Source organism: Janibacter sp. UYMM211, assembly GCF_040547045.1.
GTDB classification, from domain to species: Bacteria; Actinomycetota; Actinomycetes; order Actinomycetales; family Dermatophilaceae; genus Marihabitans; species Marihabitans melonis.
Genome location: NZ_JBEPOY010000003.1, coordinates 370,677 through 391,015, shown reverse-complemented (window position 1 = coordinate 391,015; position 20,339 = coordinate 370,677). Strand labels below are relative to the sequence as shown.

Annotated in this window: 18 protein-coding genes; 14 read left to right on the top strand and 4 right to left on the bottom strand. The window is 73.8% G+C overall.

Annotated features, from left to right (window positions below; all coding sequences use genetic code 11):
• The first annotated feature begins 41 nt into the window (after window positions 1-41).
• Window positions 42-1,445, top strand: a complete 1,404-nt coding sequence (locus ABIB53_RS11045) for a replication-associated recombination protein A (protein WP_354588180.1) — start codon at window positions 42-44, stop codon at window positions 1,443-1,445.
• Between the two features lie 19 nt (window positions 1,446-1,464).
• Here the strand turns inward: ABIB53_RS11045 and ABIB53_RS11040 are convergent, their stop codons facing one another.
• Entirely contained in the window at window positions 1,465-2,337 is an 873-nt protein-coding gene (locus ABIB53_RS11040) for a hypothetical protein (RefSeq protein WP_354588179.1), read from the bottom strand.
• Window positions 2,338-2,385: 48 nt separating this feature from the next.
• On the opposite strand from ABIB53_RS11040, the gene ABIB53_RS11035 reads away from it, so the two are divergent.
• From ABIB53_RS11035 to aroB, 10 genes are all read left to right on the top strand, one after another.
• Window positions 2,386-2,763: a VOC family protein gene (locus tag ABIB53_RS11035; protein WP_354588178.1), complete on the top strand. Its 378-nt coding sequence runs from the start codon at window positions 2,386-2,388 to the stop codon at window positions 2,761-2,763.
• A gap of 28 nt (window positions 2,764-2,791) precedes the next feature.
• Window positions 2,792-3,436: a LysE family translocator gene (locus ABIB53_RS11030; protein ID WP_354588177.1), complete on the top strand. Its 645-nt coding sequence runs from the start codon at window positions 2,792-2,794 to the stop codon at window positions 3,434-3,436.
• Between the two features lie 112 nt (window positions 3,437-3,548).
• Window positions 3,549-5,210 carry an HNH endonuclease gene (locus ABIB53_RS11025; protein WP_354588176.1) on the top strand — a complete coding sequence of 554 codons (1,662 nt, stop codon included), beginning with the start codon at window positions 3,549-3,551 and terminating at the stop codon, window positions 5,208-5,210.
• Between the two features lie 215 nt (window positions 5,211-5,425).
• A complete protein-coding gene (alaS, locus tag ABIB53_RS11020; RefSeq protein ID WP_354588175.1) occupies window positions 5,426-8,113 on the top strand; it encodes an alanine--tRNA ligase in 2,688 nt (895 codons plus the stop codon).
• Window positions 8,110-8,640, top strand: a complete 531-nt coding sequence (gene ruvX / locus ABIB53_RS11015) for a Holliday junction resolvase RuvX (RefSeq protein WP_123091616.1) — start codon at window positions 8,110-8,112, stop codon at window positions 8,638-8,640. Before alaS ends, ruvX begins: the two co-directional genes overlap by 4 nt.
• Window positions 8,637-9,785, top strand: coding sequence for an endolytic transglycosylase MltG (gene mltG / locus ABIB53_RS11010; protein WP_354588174.1), 1,149 nt, complete (start codon window positions 8,637-8,639; stop codon window positions 9,783-9,785). The genes ruvX and mltG overlap by 4 nt, the downstream gene beginning before the upstream one ends.
• Before the next feature lie 8 nt (window positions 9,786-9,793).
• Complete coding sequence (locus tag ABIB53_RS11005; RefSeq protein ID WP_354588173.1) at window positions 9,794-10,660, top strand: shikimate dehydrogenase; 867 nt, start codon at window positions 9,794-9,796, stop codon at window positions 10,658-10,660.
• Between the two features lie 47 nt (window positions 10,661-10,707).
• Window positions 10,708-11,949, top strand: coding sequence for a chorismate synthase (aroC, locus tag ABIB53_RS11000; RefSeq protein WP_068276251.1), 1,242 nt, complete (start codon window positions 10,708-10,710; stop codon window positions 11,947-11,949).
• Window positions 11,946-12,485, top strand: a complete 540-nt coding sequence (locus ABIB53_RS10995) for a shikimate kinase (RefSeq protein WP_354588172.1) — start codon at window positions 11,946-11,948, stop codon at window positions 12,483-12,485. Before aroC ends, ABIB53_RS10995 begins: the two co-directional genes overlap by 4 nt.
• Complete coding sequence (aroB, locus tag ABIB53_RS10990; protein ID WP_354588171.1) at window positions 12,482-13,552, top strand: 3-dehydroquinate synthase; 1,071 nt, start codon at window positions 12,482-12,484, stop codon at window positions 13,550-13,552. Before ABIB53_RS10995 ends, aroB begins: the two co-directional genes overlap by 4 nt.
• Before the next feature lie 15 nt (window positions 13,553-13,567).
• Here the strand turns inward: aroB and ABIB53_RS10985 are convergent, their stop codons facing one another.
• Together ABIB53_RS10985 and ABIB53_RS10980 are read right to left on the bottom strand one after the other, a co-directional pair.
• Window positions 13,568-14,230 (bottom strand): response regulator transcription factor, encoded by a 663-nt coding sequence (locus tag ABIB53_RS10985; RefSeq protein WP_354588170.1) that lies wholly within the window; start codon window positions 14,228-14,230, stop codon window positions 13,568-13,570.
• The gene (locus ABIB53_RS10980) at window positions 14,227-15,456 is read right to left on the bottom strand and encodes a sensor histidine kinase (protein WP_354588169.1); all 1,230 of its coding nucleotides are present in this window, start codon (window positions 15,454-15,456) and stop codon (window positions 14,227-14,229) included. The genes ABIB53_RS10985 and ABIB53_RS10980 overlap by 4 nt, the downstream gene beginning before the upstream one ends.
• 141 nt (window positions 15,457-15,597) lie before the next feature.
• Between ABIB53_RS10980 and ABIB53_RS10975 the strand changes: the two genes are divergently transcribed.
• Both ABIB53_RS10975 and ABIB53_RS10970 read left to right on the top strand, forming a co-directional pair.
• Entirely contained in the window at window positions 15,598-16,524 is a 927-nt protein-coding gene (locus ABIB53_RS10975) for an ABC transporter ATP-binding protein (protein ID WP_354588168.1), read from the top strand.
• Window positions 16,521-17,243 carry an ABC transporter permease gene (locus ABIB53_RS10970; protein ID WP_201466666.1) on the top strand — a complete coding sequence of 241 codons (723 nt, stop codon included), beginning with the start codon at window positions 16,521-16,523 and terminating at the stop codon, window positions 17,241-17,243. Before ABIB53_RS10975 ends, ABIB53_RS10970 begins: the two co-directional genes overlap by 4 nt.
• 111 nt (window positions 17,244-17,354) lie before the next feature.
• Here ABIB53_RS10970 and ABIB53_RS10965 read toward each other — a convergent pair whose 3' ends face one another.
• Complete coding sequence (locus ABIB53_RS10965) at window positions 17,355-18,947, bottom strand: glutamate synthase-related protein (RefSeq protein WP_354588167.1); 1,593 nt, start codon at window positions 18,945-18,947, stop codon at window positions 17,355-17,357.
• 75 nt (window positions 18,948-19,022) lie between these two features.
• On the opposite strand from ABIB53_RS10965, the gene ABIB53_RS10960 reads away from it, so the two are divergent.
• On the top strand, window positions 19,023-20,264 hold the full coding sequence (locus tag ABIB53_RS10960; RefSeq protein WP_354588166.1) for a lipase family protein: 1,242 nt from the start codon (window positions 19,023-19,025) through the stop codon (window positions 20,262-20,264).
• The last annotated feature ends 75 nt before the right edge of the window (window positions 20,265-20,339 follow it).

Here is a 20,339-nt window from a genome sequence, read left to right as displayed (position 1 = left end):
GCCCGCCCGGGCCGTCGGTCGTGGCGGCTAGCCTGCGGGACGTGCCAGACGACCTCTTCGCCGCCGCCGCGGACGACACCGGTGGCCGCAGCGACCTGCGCGCCCCGCTCGCCGTGCGCATGCGGCCGCGCTCCATCGACGAGGTCCGTGGCCAGGCCGAGGTGCTGCGTCCCGGGTCCCCCCTTCGCCGTCTCATCGAGGGCGCGTCCGGGTCGGCCGGCCCCATCTCCGCGATCCTCTGGGGGCCTCCGGGGACGGGCAAGACGACCCTCGCCCACCTCGTCGCGACCGCCGCCGACCGCGACTTCGTCGAGCTGTCCGCGGTGACCGCGGGCGTGAAGGACGTCCGCAAGGTCATGGAGGACGCGGCGGTGTCGCGTTCCCTCTACGGGCGGGCGACGGTCCTCTTCCTCGACGAGATCCACCGCTTCACCAAGGCGCAGCAGGACGCGCTCCTGCCGGGCGTCGAGAACCGCGACGTCATCCTCGTCGCCGCGACGACCGAGAACCCGTCCTTCTCCGTCATCGCCCCCCTGCTCTCGCGCTCGATCCTCGTCACCCTCGAGTCGCTCACCCGCGAGGAGGTTGCCGAGGTGCTCGACTCCGCGGTGGCCGACGAGCGTGGGCTCGAGGGCGAGTACGTCCTGCAGGACGACGCCCGCGACCACCTCGTCGCCGTCGCCGGGGGCGACGCACGCCGCGCGCTGACGAGCCTCGAGGCCGCGGCCGGGGTGGCCCTCGACGACGCCGGGGTGCGCCTCGACACCTCGACCGCGCTGCCGATCACGCTCGCCCACGTCGAGCAGGCCGTCGCGCGGGCGGCGGTGCGCTACGACCGCACCGGCGACCAGCACTACGACGTCGCCTCTGCCTTCATCAAGTCGATGCGCGGGTCTGACGTCGACGCCGCGCTGCACTACCTCGCGCGCCAGCTCGAGGCCGGCGAGGACCCCCGATTCATCGCGCGGCGGGTCGTCATCTCCGCGAGCGAGGACGTCGGTCTCGGTGACCCGACGGCGCTGCAGACCGCCGTCGCCGCGATGCACGCCGTCGCCCAGATCGGCATGCCCGAGGCGCGGATCATCCTCGCCCAGGCGGTCGTGCACAACGCCCTCGCGCCGAAGTCCAACGCCGCCTACACCGGCATCAACGAGGCGATCGCCGACGTGCGCGCCGGCAAGGTCGGCGCGGTCCCGCCGCACCTGCGGGGGAGCGGGTACACCCAGGCGTCGGACCGGGCGAAGGGGGCGAGCGGCGGCCAGAAGGTCGCCGGCTACGTCTACTCGCACGACGAGCCCGACGGCGTCGCATCGCAGCAGTACCTGCCCGAGGAGCTCCACGCCGAGCTCGCCGACCGCTCGTACTACCGGCCGACCGACCGGGGCTTCGAGGCCCGGCTGCAGGAGCGGTGGAGCTGGCTGCGGGGACGGCTGCGGGGGCGCTAGGGGCGCCAGGCGCCCCGGCTCAGCCGTCGAGACGCGAGGTGGTCATCTCGCGGTGGCCGTCCGCGTCGTCGACGACGAGGGTGCGTGCGCCCAGCATCTCCGCCTGCACCACGGCGCCGGCGATCAGAGCGTCACGCGTGCCCTCCGGCGCGTCGGGGGTCGTCTCGAGCAGGAGCACGTGCACGACGCCGTCGCGCACCGTGCCGAGGAGCACGTGCCCTGCCCACCCGGCGTGCTCGTCGTCGGGCGTCGCCTGCAGCCAGGCACCCAGCTCACCCTCCTCCCGAAGCCGGCGGGCGGCCGCCGCGTCGAGACCGGCCTCGGCGAGGTGGGCTCCGTCGGTGAGGCCGTCACCGGGCTCTGCGGTCGCATCGCCCATCCACGCGATCGTCACCGGCCCCTCCACCCCGGACTCGACCATCTGGGCCCACCGCTGGAGGACCTCGGGCGGGACCGCGGGGGAGTACTGGGGGACGGGCGAGATGTCGAGGCCCGTCGTCGGCCGAAGAGGGAGGTCGACGCGCGGCTCGGGAGGCAGCAGCTCGACCCGATCGCCGTCCGGTCGTCGGCGGGCACGCGCGGCGTACCCCGTGTCGAGCTCTTCCATGAGCCAGAAGCGCGTGTCGAGCGCCCACGCCTCTGGCCATCCGGGCTCCTCGACGCTCGTCTCAGGGGTCCACACCCCGTAGACCCCGTCATCAGCCGCCAGCCGGATGACGAAGGGGTGGGGTGCGTCGTGCCAGCGGAAGACGATCGCCACCCGGTCGCCCTCGGCGTGCACCTCCTCGACGACGCAGCCGTCCGTCGGCGGGCTGCTCACGAGGTCCTGCGCGGCCTCGGCGCACCGTCGCGCGAGGTCGGTGGTGTCGTCGGTGCCCATCTCGTCGCTCATGGACCCGATCCTGCCCGGGCTGTCACCCCTTCGCCCTAAGGTCGGCAGATGATCGACCACCTCGGGATCACCTGCGCGGACCTCCCGGCCGCGGCCGCCTTCTACGACGAGGTCCTCGCGGTCCTCGGTCACCGCCGGCTCATGGACCACGGCGTCGCCATCGGGTACGGCACCCACCAGCCGACCTTCTGGGTCGCTCGGGCCGAGGGCGACGGGCCGGGCCATGAGGTGCACGTCGCCTTCTCGGCGCCCGACGCGGCGACGGTGCGCGCCTTCCACGACGCGGCCCTGCGGCACGGCGCCGAGAGCCTCCACGCGCCACGGATGTGGCCCGAGTACCACGATCATTACTACGGCACCTTCGTGCGCGACCCCGACGGCAACAACGTCGAGGCGGTCTGCCACACCGCCACGGACGGGGACTGACGAGGTGGTGCGGCCCTAGAGTGCGCTGATGGTGACCATCGAGCAGGTCGTCGGCATCGCGCTGGCGAGCGTCGTCCTCATCGCCGTCCCGGGGCCCTCCGTGATGTTCGTCGTCGGTCGCGCGCTGAGCCACGGCCGTGGCAACGCCCTGGCGAGCGTCGTGGGCAACACGGCCGGCTGCTACCTGGCCGGGATCGCCATCGCTGTCGGTCTGGGGCCCCTGCTGGAGCGCTCCGAGCTGCTCTTCCAGGCGATCAAGTGGGTGGGCATCGCCTACCTGCTCTACATCGGCGTGCAGGCGATCCGCCACGCCGGGCCGCTGACGGAGGACGACGGGCGCGCGGTCCGCCCCCGTGACCGCAGCGCCTGGGGCGCCGTGCGCACCGGCGTCGTCGTCGGGGTGACCAACCCCAAGACCTTCGTCCTCTTCACCGCGGTCGTACCCCAGTTCGTCGACCCCGCTGCAGGTGGCACGACGGTCCAGATGCTTGTGCTGGGCGTCGTCCCGATGCTCATCGGCCTCGTCACCGACACGACGTGGGCGCTCGCAGCCGGCCGTGCTCGGATGTGGTTGGCGAGCTCGCCGCGCCGGATGACGACCGTGGGTCGAGCCGGCGGCGCCTGCATCATCGGGGTGGGTCTCTCCGTCGCCGGTTCAGGCGACCACCGCTGACCGGGCGCAGCAGCGCCGGCGCCATCTGTCTGACACCGCTGATCGCGCCATCTGTCTGACACCGCTGATCGCGCCGCGCAGCGTTGTCGGTGGTCATCAGTAGCGTCGTGACATGGACCTGATGGAGAGGGTGCCGGTGGCGACGCAGCCACCGCTCGACGCGACCGACGTGGCGTCGTGGTGCCAGGCGCTGCGCGCTCTCGGCGGGCCCGTCCCCGAGGACGAGGCGATCGAGCAGGTCGCCGCGCTCGAACGCCTGAAGTCCGCGGCGGCGGCCGCCCAGGCGCGGGTCAGCGCGACCCTCTGGCAGGCGCGGGTCGCCCGTGAGACCGACGCCGGGGTGCCGGCCGACCAGCGCGGCCGGGGTCTGGCCGACGAGATCGCCCTGGCCCGGCGCGAGCACCCGAGCCGGGGCTCGCGTCATCTCGGCCTCGCACGGGCCCTCGTCGAGGAGCTGCCGCGCACCCTCGACCACCTCGCCACCGGCACCACGAGCGAGTGGACGGCGACCGTCATGGCCCGCGAGACGGCCGTGCTCGAGCCCGACGACCGACGCCAGGTCGACGCCGAGCTCGCCGGTCGTCTGTCCGAGATGACCCCGCGGCAGGTCGAGCGGGCCGCTCGTGCCAGGGCGCAGGCGCTCGACGCGGCGGCAGTGGTCCGCCGACGCGCTCGCGCGGTCGCCGAGCGGAGGGTCTCCCTTCGGCCGCAGCCGGACGCCATGGCCTCGCTCACCGGGCTCGTCCCGATGGAGCAGGGGGTCGCCGCCTGGGCGGTGCTGCGGCGCGACGCCGAGGCCCGCAAGGCAGCGGGCGACGCCCGTGGCATCGGCCAGCTCATGGCCGACCTCCTCGTCGAGCGGGTGACCGGGCAGGGCACGGCCGACGCCGTCCCCGTCGAGGTGCAGCTCGTCATGACCCCGGGAACCCTGCTCGGCCTCTCCGACGCCCCCGCCGATCTGCCGGGGCACGGCCTGCTCCCGGCGGAGGTGGCCCGGGTCCTCGTGCTCGGCGGCGACGTGCCCCCAGGCACTCACGCAGGTACCCGCCCGGGGAGAGCAGGTACCCACGCGGGGGGAGACGCAGGCACTCGCGCGGGGAGAGACGCAGGCACTCGCGCGGGGAGAGCAGGTACCCGCGCGGGGAGAGATGCAGGCACCGACGCTGGCCCCCGCGCAGACATCGACGCGGAGCCAGACGCAGACGCAGACACAGACGCGGCTGACCCTGGCGAGGTCTGGGGCGGACGTCCTGCAGCCAGGGTCTGGTTGCGGCGGGTCTTCACGGACGAGATGGGTCGGGTCTGCGACGTCGACAGCCGCCGACGGCTCTTCCCCGCCGCGGTGCAGCGCCTGCTCCGGGTGCGTGACGGCGTCTGCCGCTTCCCCTTCTGCGACGCACCGGTCCGCCACGCCGACCATGTCGTCGGTGTCGTGCTCGGCGGGTCGACCTCTGCCGCCAACGGCCAGGGCCTGTGCGCCCGCCACAACCTCGTCAAGGCGCTCCCGGGCTGGGCCGCGGTGGTGTCCACGTCGGGCACCGAGGCCGTCGTCGTGACGACGACCCCGACGGGACATCGCTACCGCAGCCCGGTGCCCCCGGTCACGGAGCTGGCGCAGTGGCGTGGGGGCCGGCAGCAGGACGACGACCTCCGGCGCGGCGAGGCTTCGTGGAGGGACGAGGAGTCCCGGGCGCGTGAGGGGGATGAGCTGGGCGCGGAGCCCCACGTCTGGCAGGACGAGTGGAGCGACGACTGGTGGCAGGACACCGGCTGACCCAGGTCGGGCCGGTGGTGCCCGAATGGGCAACCGCCCGGCCGAGCACGCCGAGTACCCTGTCGTGGATGACTGTGCACCCCGGTGCGGCGAGCGCCGCGCGAGCTATGACGGGGGTCGCCGGACCCGGATCGGTCCGCTGACCCCCCTTCGCCCCTGCTCGCACCCTCACCGAACCCCCCACCGCCTGCACCAGACAAGGACTGAAACCCGAGATGGAAACTGCCGAGATCCGGCGTCGTTGGCTCGCCTTCTTCGAGAGCAAGGGGCACACGGTCGTGCCGTCCGCCCCGCTCATCCACGAGGACCCGAACCTCCTCTTCGTCAACGCCGGCATGGTGCCCTTCAAGCCCTACTTCCTCGGGCAGGAGACGCCCGCCTGGCAGCGCGCCACGAGCGTGCAGAAGTGCGTGCGCACCGGTGACATCGAGGAGGTCGGCAAGACCTCGCGTCACGGCACGTTCTTCCAGATGAACGGCAACTTCTCCTTCGGCGACTACTTCAAGCGCGACGCCATCACCTTCGCGTGGGAGCTGCTCACCTCGAGCCTCGAGGACGGCGGCTACGGGCTGGACCCCGAGCGCCTGTGGGCGACCGTGTACCAGGACGACGACGAGGCGGCGGCGCTGTGGCTCGAGCACACGTCGATCCCCGCCGAGCGCGTCGTGCGCCGGGGCAAGAAGGACAACTACTGGCACATGGGTGTGCCCGGCCCCGGCGGGCCGTGCTCGGAGATCTTCTACGACCGCGGGCCGGAGTACGGCCAGGAGGGCGGTCCGGAGGTCGACGAGGACCGCTACATGGAGATCTGGAACCTCGTCTTCATGCAGTACGAGCTGTCCGCGGTCCGCGCGAAGGACGACTTCGACGTCGCGGGCCCGCTCCCGGCGCAGAACGTCGACACCGGGATGGGTCTGGAGCGCATCGCGAGCATCCTCCAGGGCGTCGACAACCTCTACGACATCGACGAGGTGCGGCCGGTCCTGGCCAAGGCGGCCGAGATGACCGGCAAGACCTATGGCGCGACCGGCGCGAAGACGGCTGGCGAGTCGCACCCCGACGACGTGCGCCTGCGCGTCGTCGCCGACCACGTCCGCTCCTCGCTCATGCTCATCGGTGACGGAGTCACCCCGGGCAACGAGGGCCGCGGCTACGTCCTGCGCCGCATGCTGCGCCGTGCGGTCCGCTCGATGCGCCTGCTCGGCTACGACGAGCCGGCGCTGCCGCACCTGCTGCCCCTCTCGATGGAGCGGATGAGCGCGTCCTACCCCGAGCTGCGCACCGGCTTCGACCGGATCGCGCAGATCGCCTACGCCGAGGAGGAGGCTTTCCGGCGCACCCTCGCGCAGGGCACCCAGATCCTCGACACGGCGGTCGAGAGCACGAAGGGGGGCGGCGGCGACACCCTGTCCGGCGGCGAGGCCTTCCGACTGCACGACACCTACGGGTTCCCCATCGACCTCACCCTCGAGATGGCGGCCGAGCAGGGGCTGTCCGTCGACCGCGAGGGCTTCGTCGCCCTCATGGACGAGCAGCGCCAGCGCGCCAAGGCCGACGCCCGCGCCAAGAAGGGCGGTCACGCGAACACCGAGGTGTGGAAGCAGCTGCGCGCCGCCGGCGAGACCGACTGGCGCGCGTACGAGGAGCTGAGCTCCGAGGCCCGCGTCGTCGGCCTGGTGCGCGACGGCGAGAGCGTCGAGGAGCTGCTGCCGGGCGAGTCCGGCCAGGTCGTCCTCGACCGCACCCCCTTCTACGCCGAGTCCGGCGGCCAGGTCGCTGACGCAGGAGTCATCGGCGGCGACGGCAGCCACCTCGTCGTCAAGGACGTCCAGCGCCCGGTCAAGGGCCTCGTCGCGCACACCGTCGAGGTCGTCACCGGCCCGCTGCGCGTCGGCGGCCAGGTGCTCGCCGAGGTCGACCCGCAGTGGCGCGTCGACGCGTGCCAGGCGCACTCGGGCACCCACGTCGTCCACGCGGCGCTGCGCCAGGTGCTCGGCCCCACGGCCCTGCAGTCCGGCTCGTACAACAAGCCCGGCTACCTGCGGCTCGACTTCGCGTGGGGCCAGGCGCTGTCCGCCGACGCCCGCGCCGAGATCGAGCACGTCGCCAACCTCGCGGTGCGCGACGACCTGCCCGTCTCCGCGGCCTACATGACCCTCCCCGAGGCCCGCGAGCAGGGTGCGCTCGCCCTCTTCGGCGAGACCTACGGCGAGAAGGTCCGCGTCGTCGAGATCGGCGGCCCGTGGTCGCGCGAGCTGTGCGGTGGCACGCACGTGCGCCGGTCCGCCCAGATCGGGGCTATCACCCTCACCGGTGAGTCCTCCGTGGGCTCCGGGGTGCGCCGCGTCGAGGCCTTCGTCGGCATGAACGCGCTGTCCTACCTCGCGACCGAGCGCGCGCTCGTCGCCGAGCTCTCCGAGATCGTCAAGGCCCCCGGGCCGCAGCTGCCCGAGCGGGTCGCCGAGCTCGTCGCGCGGCTTCGCGAGACCGAGCGCGAGCTCGAGCGCATGCGTCGTGACCAGGTGAGCGCGGCCGCGGGCTCGCTCACCGACGACGCGAAGGACATCTCCGGCGTCACCGTCGTCGCGGCCCATGTCGCCGGGGGCGGCGCCGACGACGTGCGCCGCATGGTGCTCGACACGCGCGGCAAGCTCGGCGAGGAGCGTCCGGTCGTCGTCGCCCTCACGGGTGACGGCGGCGCGAAGCCCGTCGTCGTCGTCGCGACGAACGAGTCGGCCCGGGGCCGGGGGATCAAGGCCGGCGCGCTCGTGCGCGTCGCCGCCCAGACCCTCGGCGGCGGCGGTGGCGGCAAGGACGACATCGCCCAGGGCGGTGGCGCGGACCCGGCGAAGGTCGGGGACGCGCTCGCCGCCGTCGAGCGCGAGATCGGGGCGCTCTCCTGAGCGCCGCCTGGCGACCGGGGACCCGGGTCGGCGTCGACGTCGGCGCCGCTCGGGTCGGTGTCGCCGCGTGCGACCGGGACGGCGTGCTCGCCACCCCGGTCGCCACCCTGGCCCGCGACATGGAGAGCGGGTCCGACGTGCGCGAGCTCGTCGAGATCGTCCGCGAGCGCGAGGCGATCGAGGTCGTCGTCGGCCTGCCCCGCTCCCTCGACGGGAGCGAGGGACCGGCCGCCGAGCACGTCCGGGCGTGGTGCGCACAGCTGCACCAGGCCCTCTCCGGGCCGGGCGGCATCCCGGACACGCCGGTCCGCCTGGTGGACGAGCGCCTGACGACGGTGGATGCTCACCGTGGTTTGCACGCCAGCGGATTGCCGGGGCGCGCGCACCGCCGGGTCGTCGACCAGGCGGCTGCCGTCCTCATCCTCCAGGCCGCGATCGATCGCGAGCGCAGCCTGGGCGAGCCCCTCGGGGAGCTCTTCGCCGGACCCCCTGCTCGCAAGCCGCGACGTAAGGAACGACGAGCATGAACGCCCATCTCGAGGACGACATCTTCGACGACGACCGGCACCACCACTCCCACCGCAGCCGTCGCGACGCATCCCGCGCCCGCCGGCCGAAGCGGCGCGGACGGACCGCCGTCGCGCTGCTCCTGGCGGTCGCCGTCATCGCCGGTGGCGGCTACCTCGCCTTCGGCTCGCTGCGCGGCATCGTCCCCTCCTTCGGCTCCGACGCCGTCGAGGACTTCGCGGGCCCGGGCGCCGGGCAGGTCGAGATCACCGTCGAGGAGGGTGCCACCGGCTCCGACATCGGCTCGGCGCTCGAGGAGGCCGGGGTCGTCAAGTCCTCCGGCGCCTTCGTCCAGGCCGCCGCGGCCGAGCCCGACAAGGCCGCGAAGATCCAGCCCGGCACCTACGAGCTGAAGAAGGAGATGAAGGCCTCCGACGCCTTCACCTGGCTCGCCGACAACGCCAACCGCGTCGCCCAGGGCGTGACGATCCCCGAGGGTCTGTGGGCGATCGAGATCTACGAGCGCCTGTCCAAGGCGACGAAGATCCCCGTCGCCCGCTACGAGGCCGCGGCGACGTCGGAGCAGCTGAAGCTCCCCACGGAGGCCGGCGGCTCGATCGAGGGCTGGCTCTTCCCCTCGACCTACGAGTTCCCCAAGGACTCCACCCCCGTCCAGCAGCTCGACACGATGATCGCCAAGACCCAGGAGGAGCTGCAGAAGGCCGATGTGCCGCGCGCCCGCTGGGAGCGCACGCTCACCGTCGCCTCGATCGTCGAGGGCGAGTCCGGTGCCGCGGACCGCGGCAAGGTCGCCCGCGTCGTCGAGAACCGTCTGGCCGACCCCACCGGGCCGACCGTCGGGATGCTCCAGATGGACAGCACCATCCACTACCTGCTGAAGAAGCGCGGCACGATCACGACGTCGGACAAGGAGCGCGAGTCCGACAGCCCGTACAACACGTACAAGAACAAGGGCCTGCCCCCCGGCCCGATCAACAACCCGGGCGCCGCGGCCATCGAGGCCGCCGCCGACCCGGAGCCGGGGAAGTGGATCTTCTTCGTCACCGTCGACCCCGACACGGGCGAGACGAAGTTCGCCACGACGACCGCGCAGCACGAGCGCAACGTCCAGGAGTTCTGCCGCAACACGGGCAGCTGCGAGTGACGCAGCCGGTGACGCGGCGCGCGGCGGTCCTCGGCTCGCCGGTCTCGCACTCGCTCTCACCGGCGCTGCACCACGCGGCCTACGCGGCGCTCGGCCTCGACGACTGGGCCTACGAGCGGCACGAGGTCGACGAAGGGGGGCTCGCCCCCTTCGTCGCGAGCCTCGACCCGTCGTGGGCCGGGCTGAGCCTGACGATGCCGCTCAAGGTCGCGGCCTTCGACGTCGCGACCGAGGTGAGCCCGCTCGCCCGGGCCACCGGCGCGATCAACACACTCCTGCGCACGCAGTCCGGGTGGTCCGGTGACAACACCGACGTGCACGGCGTCGTCGCCGCGCTGCGCGAAGGGGGAGCCGAAGGCGCACGCAGGGCCCGGGTCCTCGGCGCCGGGGCCACCGCTCGCTCGGCCCTCGTCGCGCTCCAGGAGCTCGGCGTGCAGCAGGTCATGGTCGCCGCCCGCGACGAGATGAAGGCCGCCCGTCTCGTCCGCAGCATGGACCTCGACGTGCTCGTCGAGATCCGCGGCCTCGACACCTGGGTCTACGACTGGCCACCGGCCGATGTCGTCGTGAGCACGCTTCCCGGGGGGCCGGCGAACGAGGCGGCCGCGTCGGTCGTCACGGGGGCCGGCGCGGACCACGTGCGCCGCGGCCGGGTCAGCGAGATCGCCGACGGCGTCCTCCTCGACGTCGTCTACGCCGACTGGCCGACCCCCCTCGCCCGGGCGGCGGCGCGGGGAGGAGCCACGGTCGTGCCCGGCACCCGCATGCTCCTGCACCAGGCCGCCCGCCAGGTCGAGCTCATGACCGGCCGGTCGGTCGACGACGACGTCCTCGCCGCGATGTCGGCCGCGCTGCCCCCGCTGCCCCCCACCTGACGGACACGTGCGCGGAGCACCCCGCACCGGGTGCGAGGATTGGCCCCATGCTGCGTTGGTTGACCGCTGGTGAGTCGCACGGGCAGGCGCTCGTCGCGACCCTCGAAGGACTGCCCGCCGGCGTCGAGGTGACCACCTCCGACGTCGCCGGCGCGCTCGCCCGTCGACGCCTGGGCTACGGCCGGGGCGCGCGGATGAAGTTCGAGCAGGACGAGGTGACCTTCCTCGGCGGCGTGCGCCACGGGTCGAGCATCGGCTCCCCGGTCGCCGTGATGATCGGCAACACCGAGTGGCCCAAGTGGCAGACGGTGATGAGCGCCGACCCGGTCGCGGCCGACGCCCTCGCCGCCTCCGACGACATCGGTGCCGAGAAGGAGATCGCGCGCAACAAGCCGCTGACGCGTCCCCGGCCCGGCCACGCCGACCTCGTCGGGATGCAGAAGTACGGCGTCGACGACGCCCGCACGATCCTCGAGCGCGCCTCCGCCCGCGAGACGGCCGCACGCGTCGCCCTCGGCGAGATCGCCGAGCGCTTCCTCGAGCAGGCCTACGGCATCCGTCTCGTCGCGCACACCGTCGCCATCGGCGAGGCGTCCGTGCCCCAGGACGCCGACCTGCCGACCCCCGACGACACGGCCGCGCTCGACGCGAGCCCGGTCCGCTCGCTCTCGCGCCCCGGCACCGACGCGATGGTCGCAGAGATCGAGGCGGCCAAGAAGGACGGCGACACGCTCGGCGGTGTCGTCGAGGTCCTCGCCTACGGCCTGCCGCCGGGCCTGGGCAGCCACGTCCACTGGGACCGCCGTCTCGACGCCCGGCTGGCCTCCGCCCTCATGGGCATCCAGGCGATCAAGGGCGTCGAGGTCGGCGACGGCTTCACGACCGCGCGTCGCCGCGGCTCGGCCGCGCACGACGAGATCGTGCGCGGCGAGGACGGCGTCATCCGTCGCCGCACCGGCCGCGCCGGCGGGACCGAAGGGGGCATGAGCACCGGCGAAGAGCTGCGCGTGCGAGCCGCGATGAAGCCGATCAGCACCGTGCCCCGCGCGCTGCAGACCGTCGACGTCACCTCCGGCGACTCCGCGACGGCGATCCACCAGCGCTCCGACGTGTGCGCCGTGCCGGCCGCCGGCGTCGTCGCCCAGGCGATGGTCGCCCTCGTCCTCGCCCAGGCCTGCCTGGAGAAGTTCGGCGGCGACTCGCTCGCCGAGACCTCGCGCAACCACCGCGCCTACCTCGACTCGATCCCCGAGCTCATGCGCTCGTGGGACGAGCAGGACGCGCTGTGAGCGCCGTGAGCACGGCCCCGCTCGTCGTCCTCGTCGGCCCCCCCGGGGTCGGCAAGTCCACCGTCGCCGCGCTCCTCGCCGAGCGCGTCGGCGCCCCGCTGCGCGACAGCGACTCCGACGTCGAGGCGGCCGCTGGCCGCCCGATCGCCGACATCTTCGTCGAGGAGGGCGAGGAGTACTTCCGCGGTCTCGAGACCGCCGCGGCCGCGGCGGCCCTCGCAGAGCCCGGGGCTGTCGTCTGCCTCGGGGGAGGGGCGGTCATGACCCCGGCGGTCGACGAGGCCGTCGCCGCCGCCGCGTCGGCCGGTGCGCGGGTCGTCATGCTCGACGTCGGCATCGCCGACGCCGCGCGGCGGATCGGCCTCAACCAGTCGCGTCCGCTCCTCGCCATCAACCCCCGCGCCTCCTGGATCGCCATGATGGAGACGCGTCGCCCGACGTACGAGCGGCTCGCGACCGATGTCGTCGACACGGCCGGCCGCGACCTCGACAGCGTCGTCGCCGAGGTCGAGGCCCTCGTGCGAGACGCGTCGTGAGCGTCACGACTATCCCCGTCGGCCAGGACTACGAGGTCCTCGTCGGCCACGGCGTGAGCGACCAGGTCGCCGGCCTCGTGCCGAAGGGGGCGCAGCGCGCCCTCGTCGTCCACCCGGAGCCGCTCGCCGAGCTCGCCGGACCGGTGATCTCCTCCCTTCGCTCCCTCGGGCTCGAGGTGCTTCCCGCCGCCGTCCCGGACGCGGAGGCGGCCAAGGACATCTCCGTGGCGGCCCGGCTGTGGTCGCTCATGGGCGAGGCCGAGATGACCCGGACCGACGTCGTCGTCGGCGTCGGCGGCGGCAGCGTCACCGACCTCGCCGGCTTCGTCGCCGCCACGTGGCTGCGCGGCGTGCCGGTGATCCACGTGCCGACGACGGTGCTGGGGATGGTCGACGCCGCCGTCGGCGGCAAGACCGGGGTCAACACCCCGGAGGGCAAGAACCTCGTCGGCGCCTTCCACCTGCCCGTGGGGGTCCTGTGCGACCTCGACACCCTGCGCACCCTGCCGCCGGCCGACCTGCGGGCCGGTCTGGCCGAGGCGGTCAAGGGCGGATTCATCGCCGACCCTCGCATCCTCGAGCTCGTCGAGGCCGACCCGGCCGACCTCGTCGACCCGAGCTCGGCGCGCCTGCGCGAGGTCGTCGAGCGCAAGATCGCGGTCAAGGCGCAGGTCGTCGCCGCGGACCTGCGGGAGTCGCACCTGCGCGAGATCCTCAACTACGGGCACACCCTCGGCCACGCGATCGAGCACCACGAGCACTACCGGATGCGCCACGGCGAGGCCGTGGCCGTCGGCATGGTCTTCGCCGCCGAGCTCGCGCACCGCAGCGGGCTCCTCGACGCCGCGGTGCTCGCTCGGCACCGCGACGTGCTCACCTCGCTCGACCTGCCGACCGGGTACGACGGGGCGACCTTCGACGAGCTGCACGCGGCGATGCGTCGTGACAAGAAGACGCGGGGAGCGACCCTGCGCTTCGTCGTGCTCGACGCGCTCGCGAGCCCGACGCGTCTCGAGGGGCCCTCGGAGCAGCTGCTGCGCGAGGCCTACGCCGCGATCTCCGGCTGACCTCAGACCCCGTCCTCAGGCCTGCGCGTCGCGGACGACGAGCGCGACCTGCACGCGGTTCTCGACGTCGAGCTTGGTGAAGATCCGCCCGACGTGCGACTTCACGGTGGGCACGGAGAGGTAGAGCTGCTGCGAGATCTCGGTGTTCGACAGTCCCCGCGCGACTGCGCGGGCCACGTCGAGCTCACGCTCGGTGAGCCGGCCCAGCTGCTCGCGGGCCCGGTCGCGCACCGGGCCCTGCCCCTCGCCGTCGGTCACCGCCGCGATGAGCTGGGCCGTGACCGTGGGCGAGAGGGTGGGCTCGCCCCGCGCGACGGAGTGGATCGCGGCGACGAGGGCATCGGGGCGGGTGTCCTTGAGTAGGAAGCCGGCCGCCCCGACCTGCAGGGCCCGCAGGACGAGCTCGTCGGCGTCGAAGGTCGTGAGGACGAGCACCCGCGGCGGACGGGGTCGGGCGAGCAGGGCCTGCGTCGCCGCGATGCCGTCCATGCGCGGCATGCGGATGTCCATGAGCACGACGTCGGGCTCGTGGCGGGGCACGACCTCGAGGGCCTCGAGCCCGTCGGCGGCCTCGGCGACGACCTCGACGCCCTGGCTGCCCCCGACCATGAGGGTGAGACCGGCGCGCACCAGCGGGTCGTCGTCGACGACGACGACGCGGACGACCTCGCCGCTCATGCCGGCCACGGCAGGCGGACCTCGAGGGCGAAGCCCCCGCCAGGACGGGCGCCCGCGCGGGCGCTGCCGCCGAGCAGCTCGGCCCGCTCGCGGATGCCGAGCAGGCCCAGGCCCGAGGGGGTGCCGGACGGGGGAGGGCTCGCCGGGGCGATGTTGACGACGCTCACGAGGACATCCTCCCCGGGCGTGACGTCGACGCGCGCGACGGTCGGCGCGCCGGGGGCGTGCTTGCGCACGTTCGTCAGCCCCTCCTGCACGACGCGGTAGGCGGCCCGGGAGACCTCCTCGGGCACCTGGGCGACGAGGGTGTCGTCGTGCGCCCGTCCGCCGAGGGGGAGCACGAGGTCGACCGGGCCGTGCTCGCGCGCGTCGGCGACGAGCGCGTCGAGGACGGCGAGGGTCGGCTGCGGCGGCTCCTTCTCGGCGGCCCCGACGCCGGGGTCCCCGTCGCGGAGCACCCCGAGCACCGATCGCAGGTCGCGCATCGCCGCGCGCGAGCCGTCCTCGATGACACGGGCGGCCTCCCTCACCTGGTCGGGGGTGAGGTCGGTGCGCGAGGCGAGGGCGCCGGCGTGCATCGTCACGACGGAGATGCGGTGGGCGAGCACGTCGTGCATCTCGCGGGCGATCCGGTTGCGCTCGCCCGTGCGGGCCTGCTCCTCGCGGGCCTGCTGGGCACGCTCGGCGGCCTCGGCCCGGGCGAGCAGCGAGCCGACGAGCTCGCGGCGGGCGCCGATGTAGTAGCCGATGGCGACGAAGAGCGCGGTGATGACGAGGCTGAGCGCCACGTAGACGAGGAGCGGCATGCCGAGCTCGGTGACGCTGAAGAAGGACTCGTAGACGGCGGTCGCGACCACCGTCGGCACGAGGACGACGGCCACCTCGCGCCACCGACGCCGGGTCGCCAGCGACATGAGCGCGAGCATCGCGGGACCGGCGGCGACGGTGGAGAAGACCGAGACGACGGAGAGCGCGAGCGCGACGGCGACAGGCCAGCGCCGGCGGAAGAGGACGAGCGGGGCGGTGAGGACGCCGACGACGAGATCGAGCCAGAGCCGGGCGTCGTGAGCCGGGTCCCACGCCCAGCTGCCGTCGGGCAGGGTGCGCCCGAGCTCGCTCACCTGCACGGAGAAGAGGACGAGCGAGCTGAGGGCGACGACGCCCAGGCGCCACGTGTGACCCCACCACGAGATGCGGGGCTGGGAGGCAGGCGCGGGTCTGAGCACATCCACCACAGTAGGCAGCCCGTGGGCCCACCGGCAGGGACCCAGGGCTCGGCGCGGGCCGTGCGGGCCATACCCAGGTATGACACAGGGTCATCCGTCCGGCCGATGCGCCGGGGGAGGACGGCGGGCGAGGGTGGAGCCATGATCCAGATCGAGCACCTCACGAAGCGCTACGGCTCCTTCACCGCCGTCGACGACGTCTCCTTCACCGTCGAGCCCGGCAGGGTCGTCGGCTTCCTCGGCCCGAACGGCGCGGGCAAGTCCACGGCGATGCGCATGCTCGTCGGGCTCACGCCCGCCACCTCGGGCCGGGCGCTCGTCCACGGCCGGCCCTACCGGCTGCTCGAGCAGCCCGGACGCCACGTCGGCGTCATGCTCGACGCCTCCGCCCAGCACCCCGGCCGCACCGGCCGCGAGGTCATCCGTCTCGCCGCGATCCAGATGGGTGCGCGCCGCGGACGGGTCGACGAGGTGCTCGACCTCGTCGGGCTCACACCGAAGGAGTCCTCGCGCCGGGTGCGCAACTACTCGCTCGGGATGCGTCAGCGTCTCGGGCTGGCCGCGGCCCTCGTCGGCGAGCCCGAGGTGCTCGTCCTCGACGAGCCGGCCAACGGCCTGGATCCGCAGGGCATCCACTGGATGCGCACGCTGCTGCGCGACTTCGCCGACGACGGCGGGACCGTGCTGCTCTCCTCGCACCTGCTGCACGAGGTGCAGGTCATCGCCGACGAGCTCGTGATGATCGGCCACGGCCGGGTCGTCGCCCAGGGCTCGGTCGAGGACCTGCTCAGCGGGCGCGGGAGCCGGGTCCGCTCGGCCGACGACGACGCTCTCGCCGCGGCCCTGCGCGAGCAGGGTCTCGAGGTCACCGCAGCCGCAGGGGGGCTGCAGGTGGCCGGCGAGAGCGAGGTCGTCGGACGGGTGGCCCTGGCGGCCGGGGTGCCGCTCGTGTCCCTGGCCGCGGCGAGCGAAGGGGCGCTCGAGGAGATCTTCCTCGAGCTCACCTCGGCGCAGGCCCGCTCCGGGCACGACCAGGCGGCCCAGGACCGGGCGGAGGTGGCGGCATGAGCGCCCTCGCCACGACCACCTACGTCGAGCTGCGCAAGATGGTCGACACCCGGGCGGGCCGCTGGCTGCTCGTCGTCATGGCCGCGGTCGGCGGGGCGGCCGTCGCCGCCGTCGCGATCTGGGGCGATGCGCAGGAGCAGAGCCTGCAGACCTACCTCTCCTTCGCCGCCCTGCCGCTCGCCCTCCTCCTGCCCGTCCTCGGCATCATGTCGGCGACCCAGGAGTGGACGCAGCGCACGGGTCTGGTGACCTTCACCCTCGAGCCGCGGCGCGGTCGGGTCGTCCTCGCGAAGTCGCTCGCCGCTCTCGTCCTCGGCGTCGTCGTCCTCGCCGCCGCCGCGCTCGCCTGCGCGATCGCGACGCTCTTCTCGACCAGCCCCCAGGCGTGGGACCTGCCGGGCGCGATGGCCGGCGGGGTCGTCCTGGCCATGGGGATCTACCTGCTGCAGGGGCTCGCCTTCGGCATGGTCTTCCTCAGCACGCCCCTGGCGATCGTCGCCTCCTTCGTCCTGCCGACCGTGTGGACGATCGTCTCGACGCTCAACGAGCGCTTCGAGACCGCGGCGAGCTGGCTCGACCTCAGCCGGGTCACCGAGCCGCTGCTCGCCGGGCAGATGGCCGGCGACGACTGGGGGCGTCTGGCCACCTCGAGCCTGCTGTGGCTGGGGCTGCCGATGGCGCTCGGCACGTGGCGGGTCCTCACCCGCGAGGTGAAGTAGGAGCCGGCCCGGCGCATCGAACCACCCGTGCGCCCGTCGTCCACAGGGGGACGGCGGGCGCACGGGTCTGCCGACGGGGGTCTGCGCGGGGTGGCCCGCCGCGGGGCCAGGTCAGGAGGTGGGTGCGTCCTGGGGCCGGCGCTCCTCGGGCTCGACGAGGCCGCGCATGAGGTCGACGACCTCGTCGGCCAAGCCCGGCCCGAGCGATCCCCACCCGGGCTGGTAGCCGTAGATCTCGCGCAGCGGCACACCCGTGCGCGCCTCGCTGACGAGCTCGATGTCGTCGGCGTCGACGAGCCCCGGGTGCCACACCCCGACGGCCTCGGAGACCTTGAGCAGGTCGCGGCGCAGGGTGTTGAGATAGCTCGCGAGACGCACGGCCTTGAGCTGCGGGTCGAGGCCGTGGGCCAGCCACGGCGACTGGGTCGCCACCCCGGTGGGGCAGTGGTCGGTGTGGCACTTCTGCGCCTGGATGCACCCGATCGACAGCATCGCCTCCCGCGCGACGTGGAGCACGTCGCACCCCATCGCCATCGCGACCATCGCGTTGTCGGGCAGCCCGAGCTTGCCGGCGCCGACGAAGGTCACGTCGTCGGCGAGCCCGGCCCGCGCGAAGGTCGCGTAGACGCGGGCGAAGCCGAGGCGGAAGGGCAGGGCGACGCTGTCGGTGAAGATGAGCGGGGCCGCGCCGGTCCCCCCTTCGCCCCCGTCGACGGTGACGAAGTCGACACCGCGCTGCCGGTCGACCATCGCCTCGGCGAGCTGCTCCCAGAAGACGAGGTCGCCGACGGCGGACTTGATGCCGACGGGCAGCCCGGTGCGCTCGGCGATCTGCTCGACGACATCGAGCATCGAGTCGACGTCGGTGAAGGCGGTGTGCCGCGACGGGCTCGCGCAGTCCTGCCCGAGGGGGATGCCGCGGATCTGCGAGATCTCCGGCGTGATCTTCGCCGCGGGCAGCATGCCGCCCAGCCCCGGCTTGGCGCCCTGGCTCAGCTTGATCTCGACGGCGCGCACGGGAGCCGAGGCGCACAGCTCGACGAGCCGCTCGATGTCGAAGCGGCCGTGCTCGTCACGGCACCCGAAGTACGCGGTGCCGACCTGGAACATGAGGTCGCCGCCCTGGCGGTGGTGGTCCGACAGGCCCCCCTCGCCGGTGTTCTGGTAGGCGCCAGCGAGGGCGACGCCGTGGTTGAGGGCCTGAATCGCGGGACCGGACAGGGAGCCGAAGCTCATCCCCGAGACGTTGACGACCGACTCCGGGCGGAAGGCGTGCCGCCGGCCCCGCGGCCGGCCGATGACCTTGGCGGCCGGGAGACGGACGAGGTCGTCGTGCTCTCCCTTCGCCCCGTGCGCGAGCGCGGAGGAGGGGGCGACGTCGGAGAAGGTCCGGTGCTTGATGATGACGTAGGACTCGCCGCGCTCGACGTCGTTGTCGGTCCCGAAGCCGGTGTAGTTGTTCTCGAGCTTGCTGCTCGCGTAGACCCACGAGCGCTGGTCGCGGCTGAAGGGCCGCTCCTCGTCGTTGCTCGTGACGATGTACTGGCGCAGCTCGGGGCCGACGCGCTCGAGGGCGTAGCGCAGGTTGCCCACGACGGGGTAGTTGCGCCGGATCGCATGGGTGCGCTGGGTGAGGTCGCGGGCGGCGACCGCGGCCACCGCGCCCAGACCGCCGAGACCGGCCCACAGGGGAGTGCGTGACATGCCCGCAGTCTGCCCCCGCGCAGGTGCGCGTGGGACGATGCGCCGGTCCATCTCCACGACGAGAGGCAGCCGACGGTGAGCCCGACCCCCGATCGTCCTGCGCGCACCCGCGTCCTGCTCGCGGCGCTGCTCGCCGTGGCCCTGCTCGCGGGCGCCGCCGGCTGGTGGGTCGCGCGCGACGACGGCTCTGCCGCCGACGTCGCGGCCGGGCTCTCGGGAGCACCGGCCGGCGCGGACTTCTACCGCGCCGACGCGCAGGAGATCCGCGACGGCGAGCACGGCAGCCTCATCTGGTCGCGGGAGGAGACCGGGACCGGCCTCGAGGGGGCCCGCACCCACCTCGTCCTCTACCGCTCGGTGGGGGCGAAGGGGGAGCCCGTCGCGGTCTCCGGGACCGTCACCCTGCCGCCCGGCGAGCCGCCGGAGGGCGGCTGGCCGGTCATCTCGTGGGGGCACGGCACGACGGGGACGGCCGACACGTGCGCGCCCTCGCTCACCACGCTGCAGGGCCAGGCCCGCTTCTACACGAGCCTGACGCAGCGGGTGCTCGACACCTACCTCCAGCGCGGATACGTCGTCGTCGCCAGCGACTACGAGGGGCTGGGCACGCCCGGCCCTCACCCCTACCTGCTCGGCGAGAGCGCGGGTCGGGCGATGACCGACATCGTCAGCGCCGCGCGCGAGCTCGACGACCGGGTCTCCGGCACGTGGCTGGCGGCCGGGCACTCGCAGGGCGGCCAGGCCGCGCTCTTCACCGCGCAGTCCGTCGACGGGTACGCCCCGGACCTCGACCTGCAGGGCATCGCGGCGATCGCTCCGCCCTCGCAGCTGCGCCGGGCCCTCACGACCTCGATCCGGGACGACCTCGACCGCTCGACCTTCCTCGGCCCGCTGCTCTCCTCCGCCGCCGCGGTCGCGGGGGTGCCGCGCGACCGGGTCTTCAGCGCCCGGGGCGTCGCCCTGCTGCCCCAGCTCGAGGACCGGTGCCTCGAGGGGCTGTCCGCGCAGGACTCCTTCGGGGGCGTGCGCACGGGCGACCTCGTCCGACCGGGCGTCGGTCTCACCGAGGTCGAGAGGGTCGTCGCCGACAACGACGCGAGCGCGCTCACCCCCGAGGTGCCCGTCCTCGTCGTCCAGGGCACGGCCGACACGACGGTGCCGGTGATCCTCACCGACGCCCTCGCCCGGCAGTGGCGCGCAGACGACGTCGACCTCACCTACCGGCGCGTCGCCGGCAAGGGGCACGTCGACGTGCTCGAGGACGCCCGCACCTCCGTCGACCGCTGGCTGCAGCAGACGGCCCCCGCCCTGCCCTGACCCCCGCACGTCTCGCCCGTCCCTCGCCCCACGCGGTCGGGGCCCGGGCCCGCAGCCGATAGGATGCACGACGTC

Excerpts from the sequence above, each read along its gene's own strand:
- ABIB53_RS11040 (WP_354588179.1), bottom strand. The coding sequence starts at position 2,337 with ATGAGCGACGAGATGGGCACCGACGACACCACCGACCTCGCGCGACGG.
- ABIB53_RS11035 (WP_354588178.1), top strand. The coding sequence starts at position 2,386 with ATGATCGACCACCTCGGGATCACCTGCGCGGACCTCCCGGCCGCGGCC.
- ABIB53_RS11030 (WP_354588177.1), top strand. The coding sequence starts at position 2,792 with ATGGTGACCATCGAGCAGGTCGTCGGCATCGCGCTGGCGAGCGTCGTC.
- ABIB53_RS11025 (WP_354588176.1), top strand. The coding sequence starts at position 3,549 with ATGGACCTGATGGAGAGGGTGCCGGTGGCGACGCAGCCACCGCTCGAC.
- alaS (WP_354588175.1), top strand. The coding sequence starts at position 5,426 with ATGGAAACTGCCGAGATCCGGCGTCGTTGGCTCGCCTTCTTCGAGAGC.
- mltG (WP_354588174.1), top strand. The coding sequence starts at position 8,637 with ATGAACGCCCATCTCGAGGACGACATCTTCGACGACGACCGGCACCAC.
- aroC (WP_068276251.1), top strand. The coding sequence starts at position 10,708 with ATGCTGCGTTGGTTGACCGCTGGTGAGTCGCACGGGCAGGCGCTCGTC.
- ABIB53_RS10985 (WP_354588170.1), bottom strand. The coding sequence starts at position 14,230 with ATGAGCGGCGAGGTCGTCCGCGTCGTCGTCGTCGACGACGACCCGCTG.
- ABIB53_RS10975 (WP_354588168.1), top strand. The coding sequence starts at position 15,598 with ATGATCCAGATCGAGCACCTCACGAAGCGCTACGGCTCCTTCACCGCC.
- ABIB53_RS10970 (WP_201466666.1), top strand. The coding sequence starts at position 16,521 with ATGAGCGCCCTCGCCACGACCACCTACGTCGAGCTGCGCAAGATGGTC.
- ABIB53_RS10965 (WP_354588167.1), bottom strand. The coding sequence starts at position 18,947 with ATGTCACGCACTCCCCTGTGGGCCGGTCTCGGCGGTCTGGGCGCGGTG.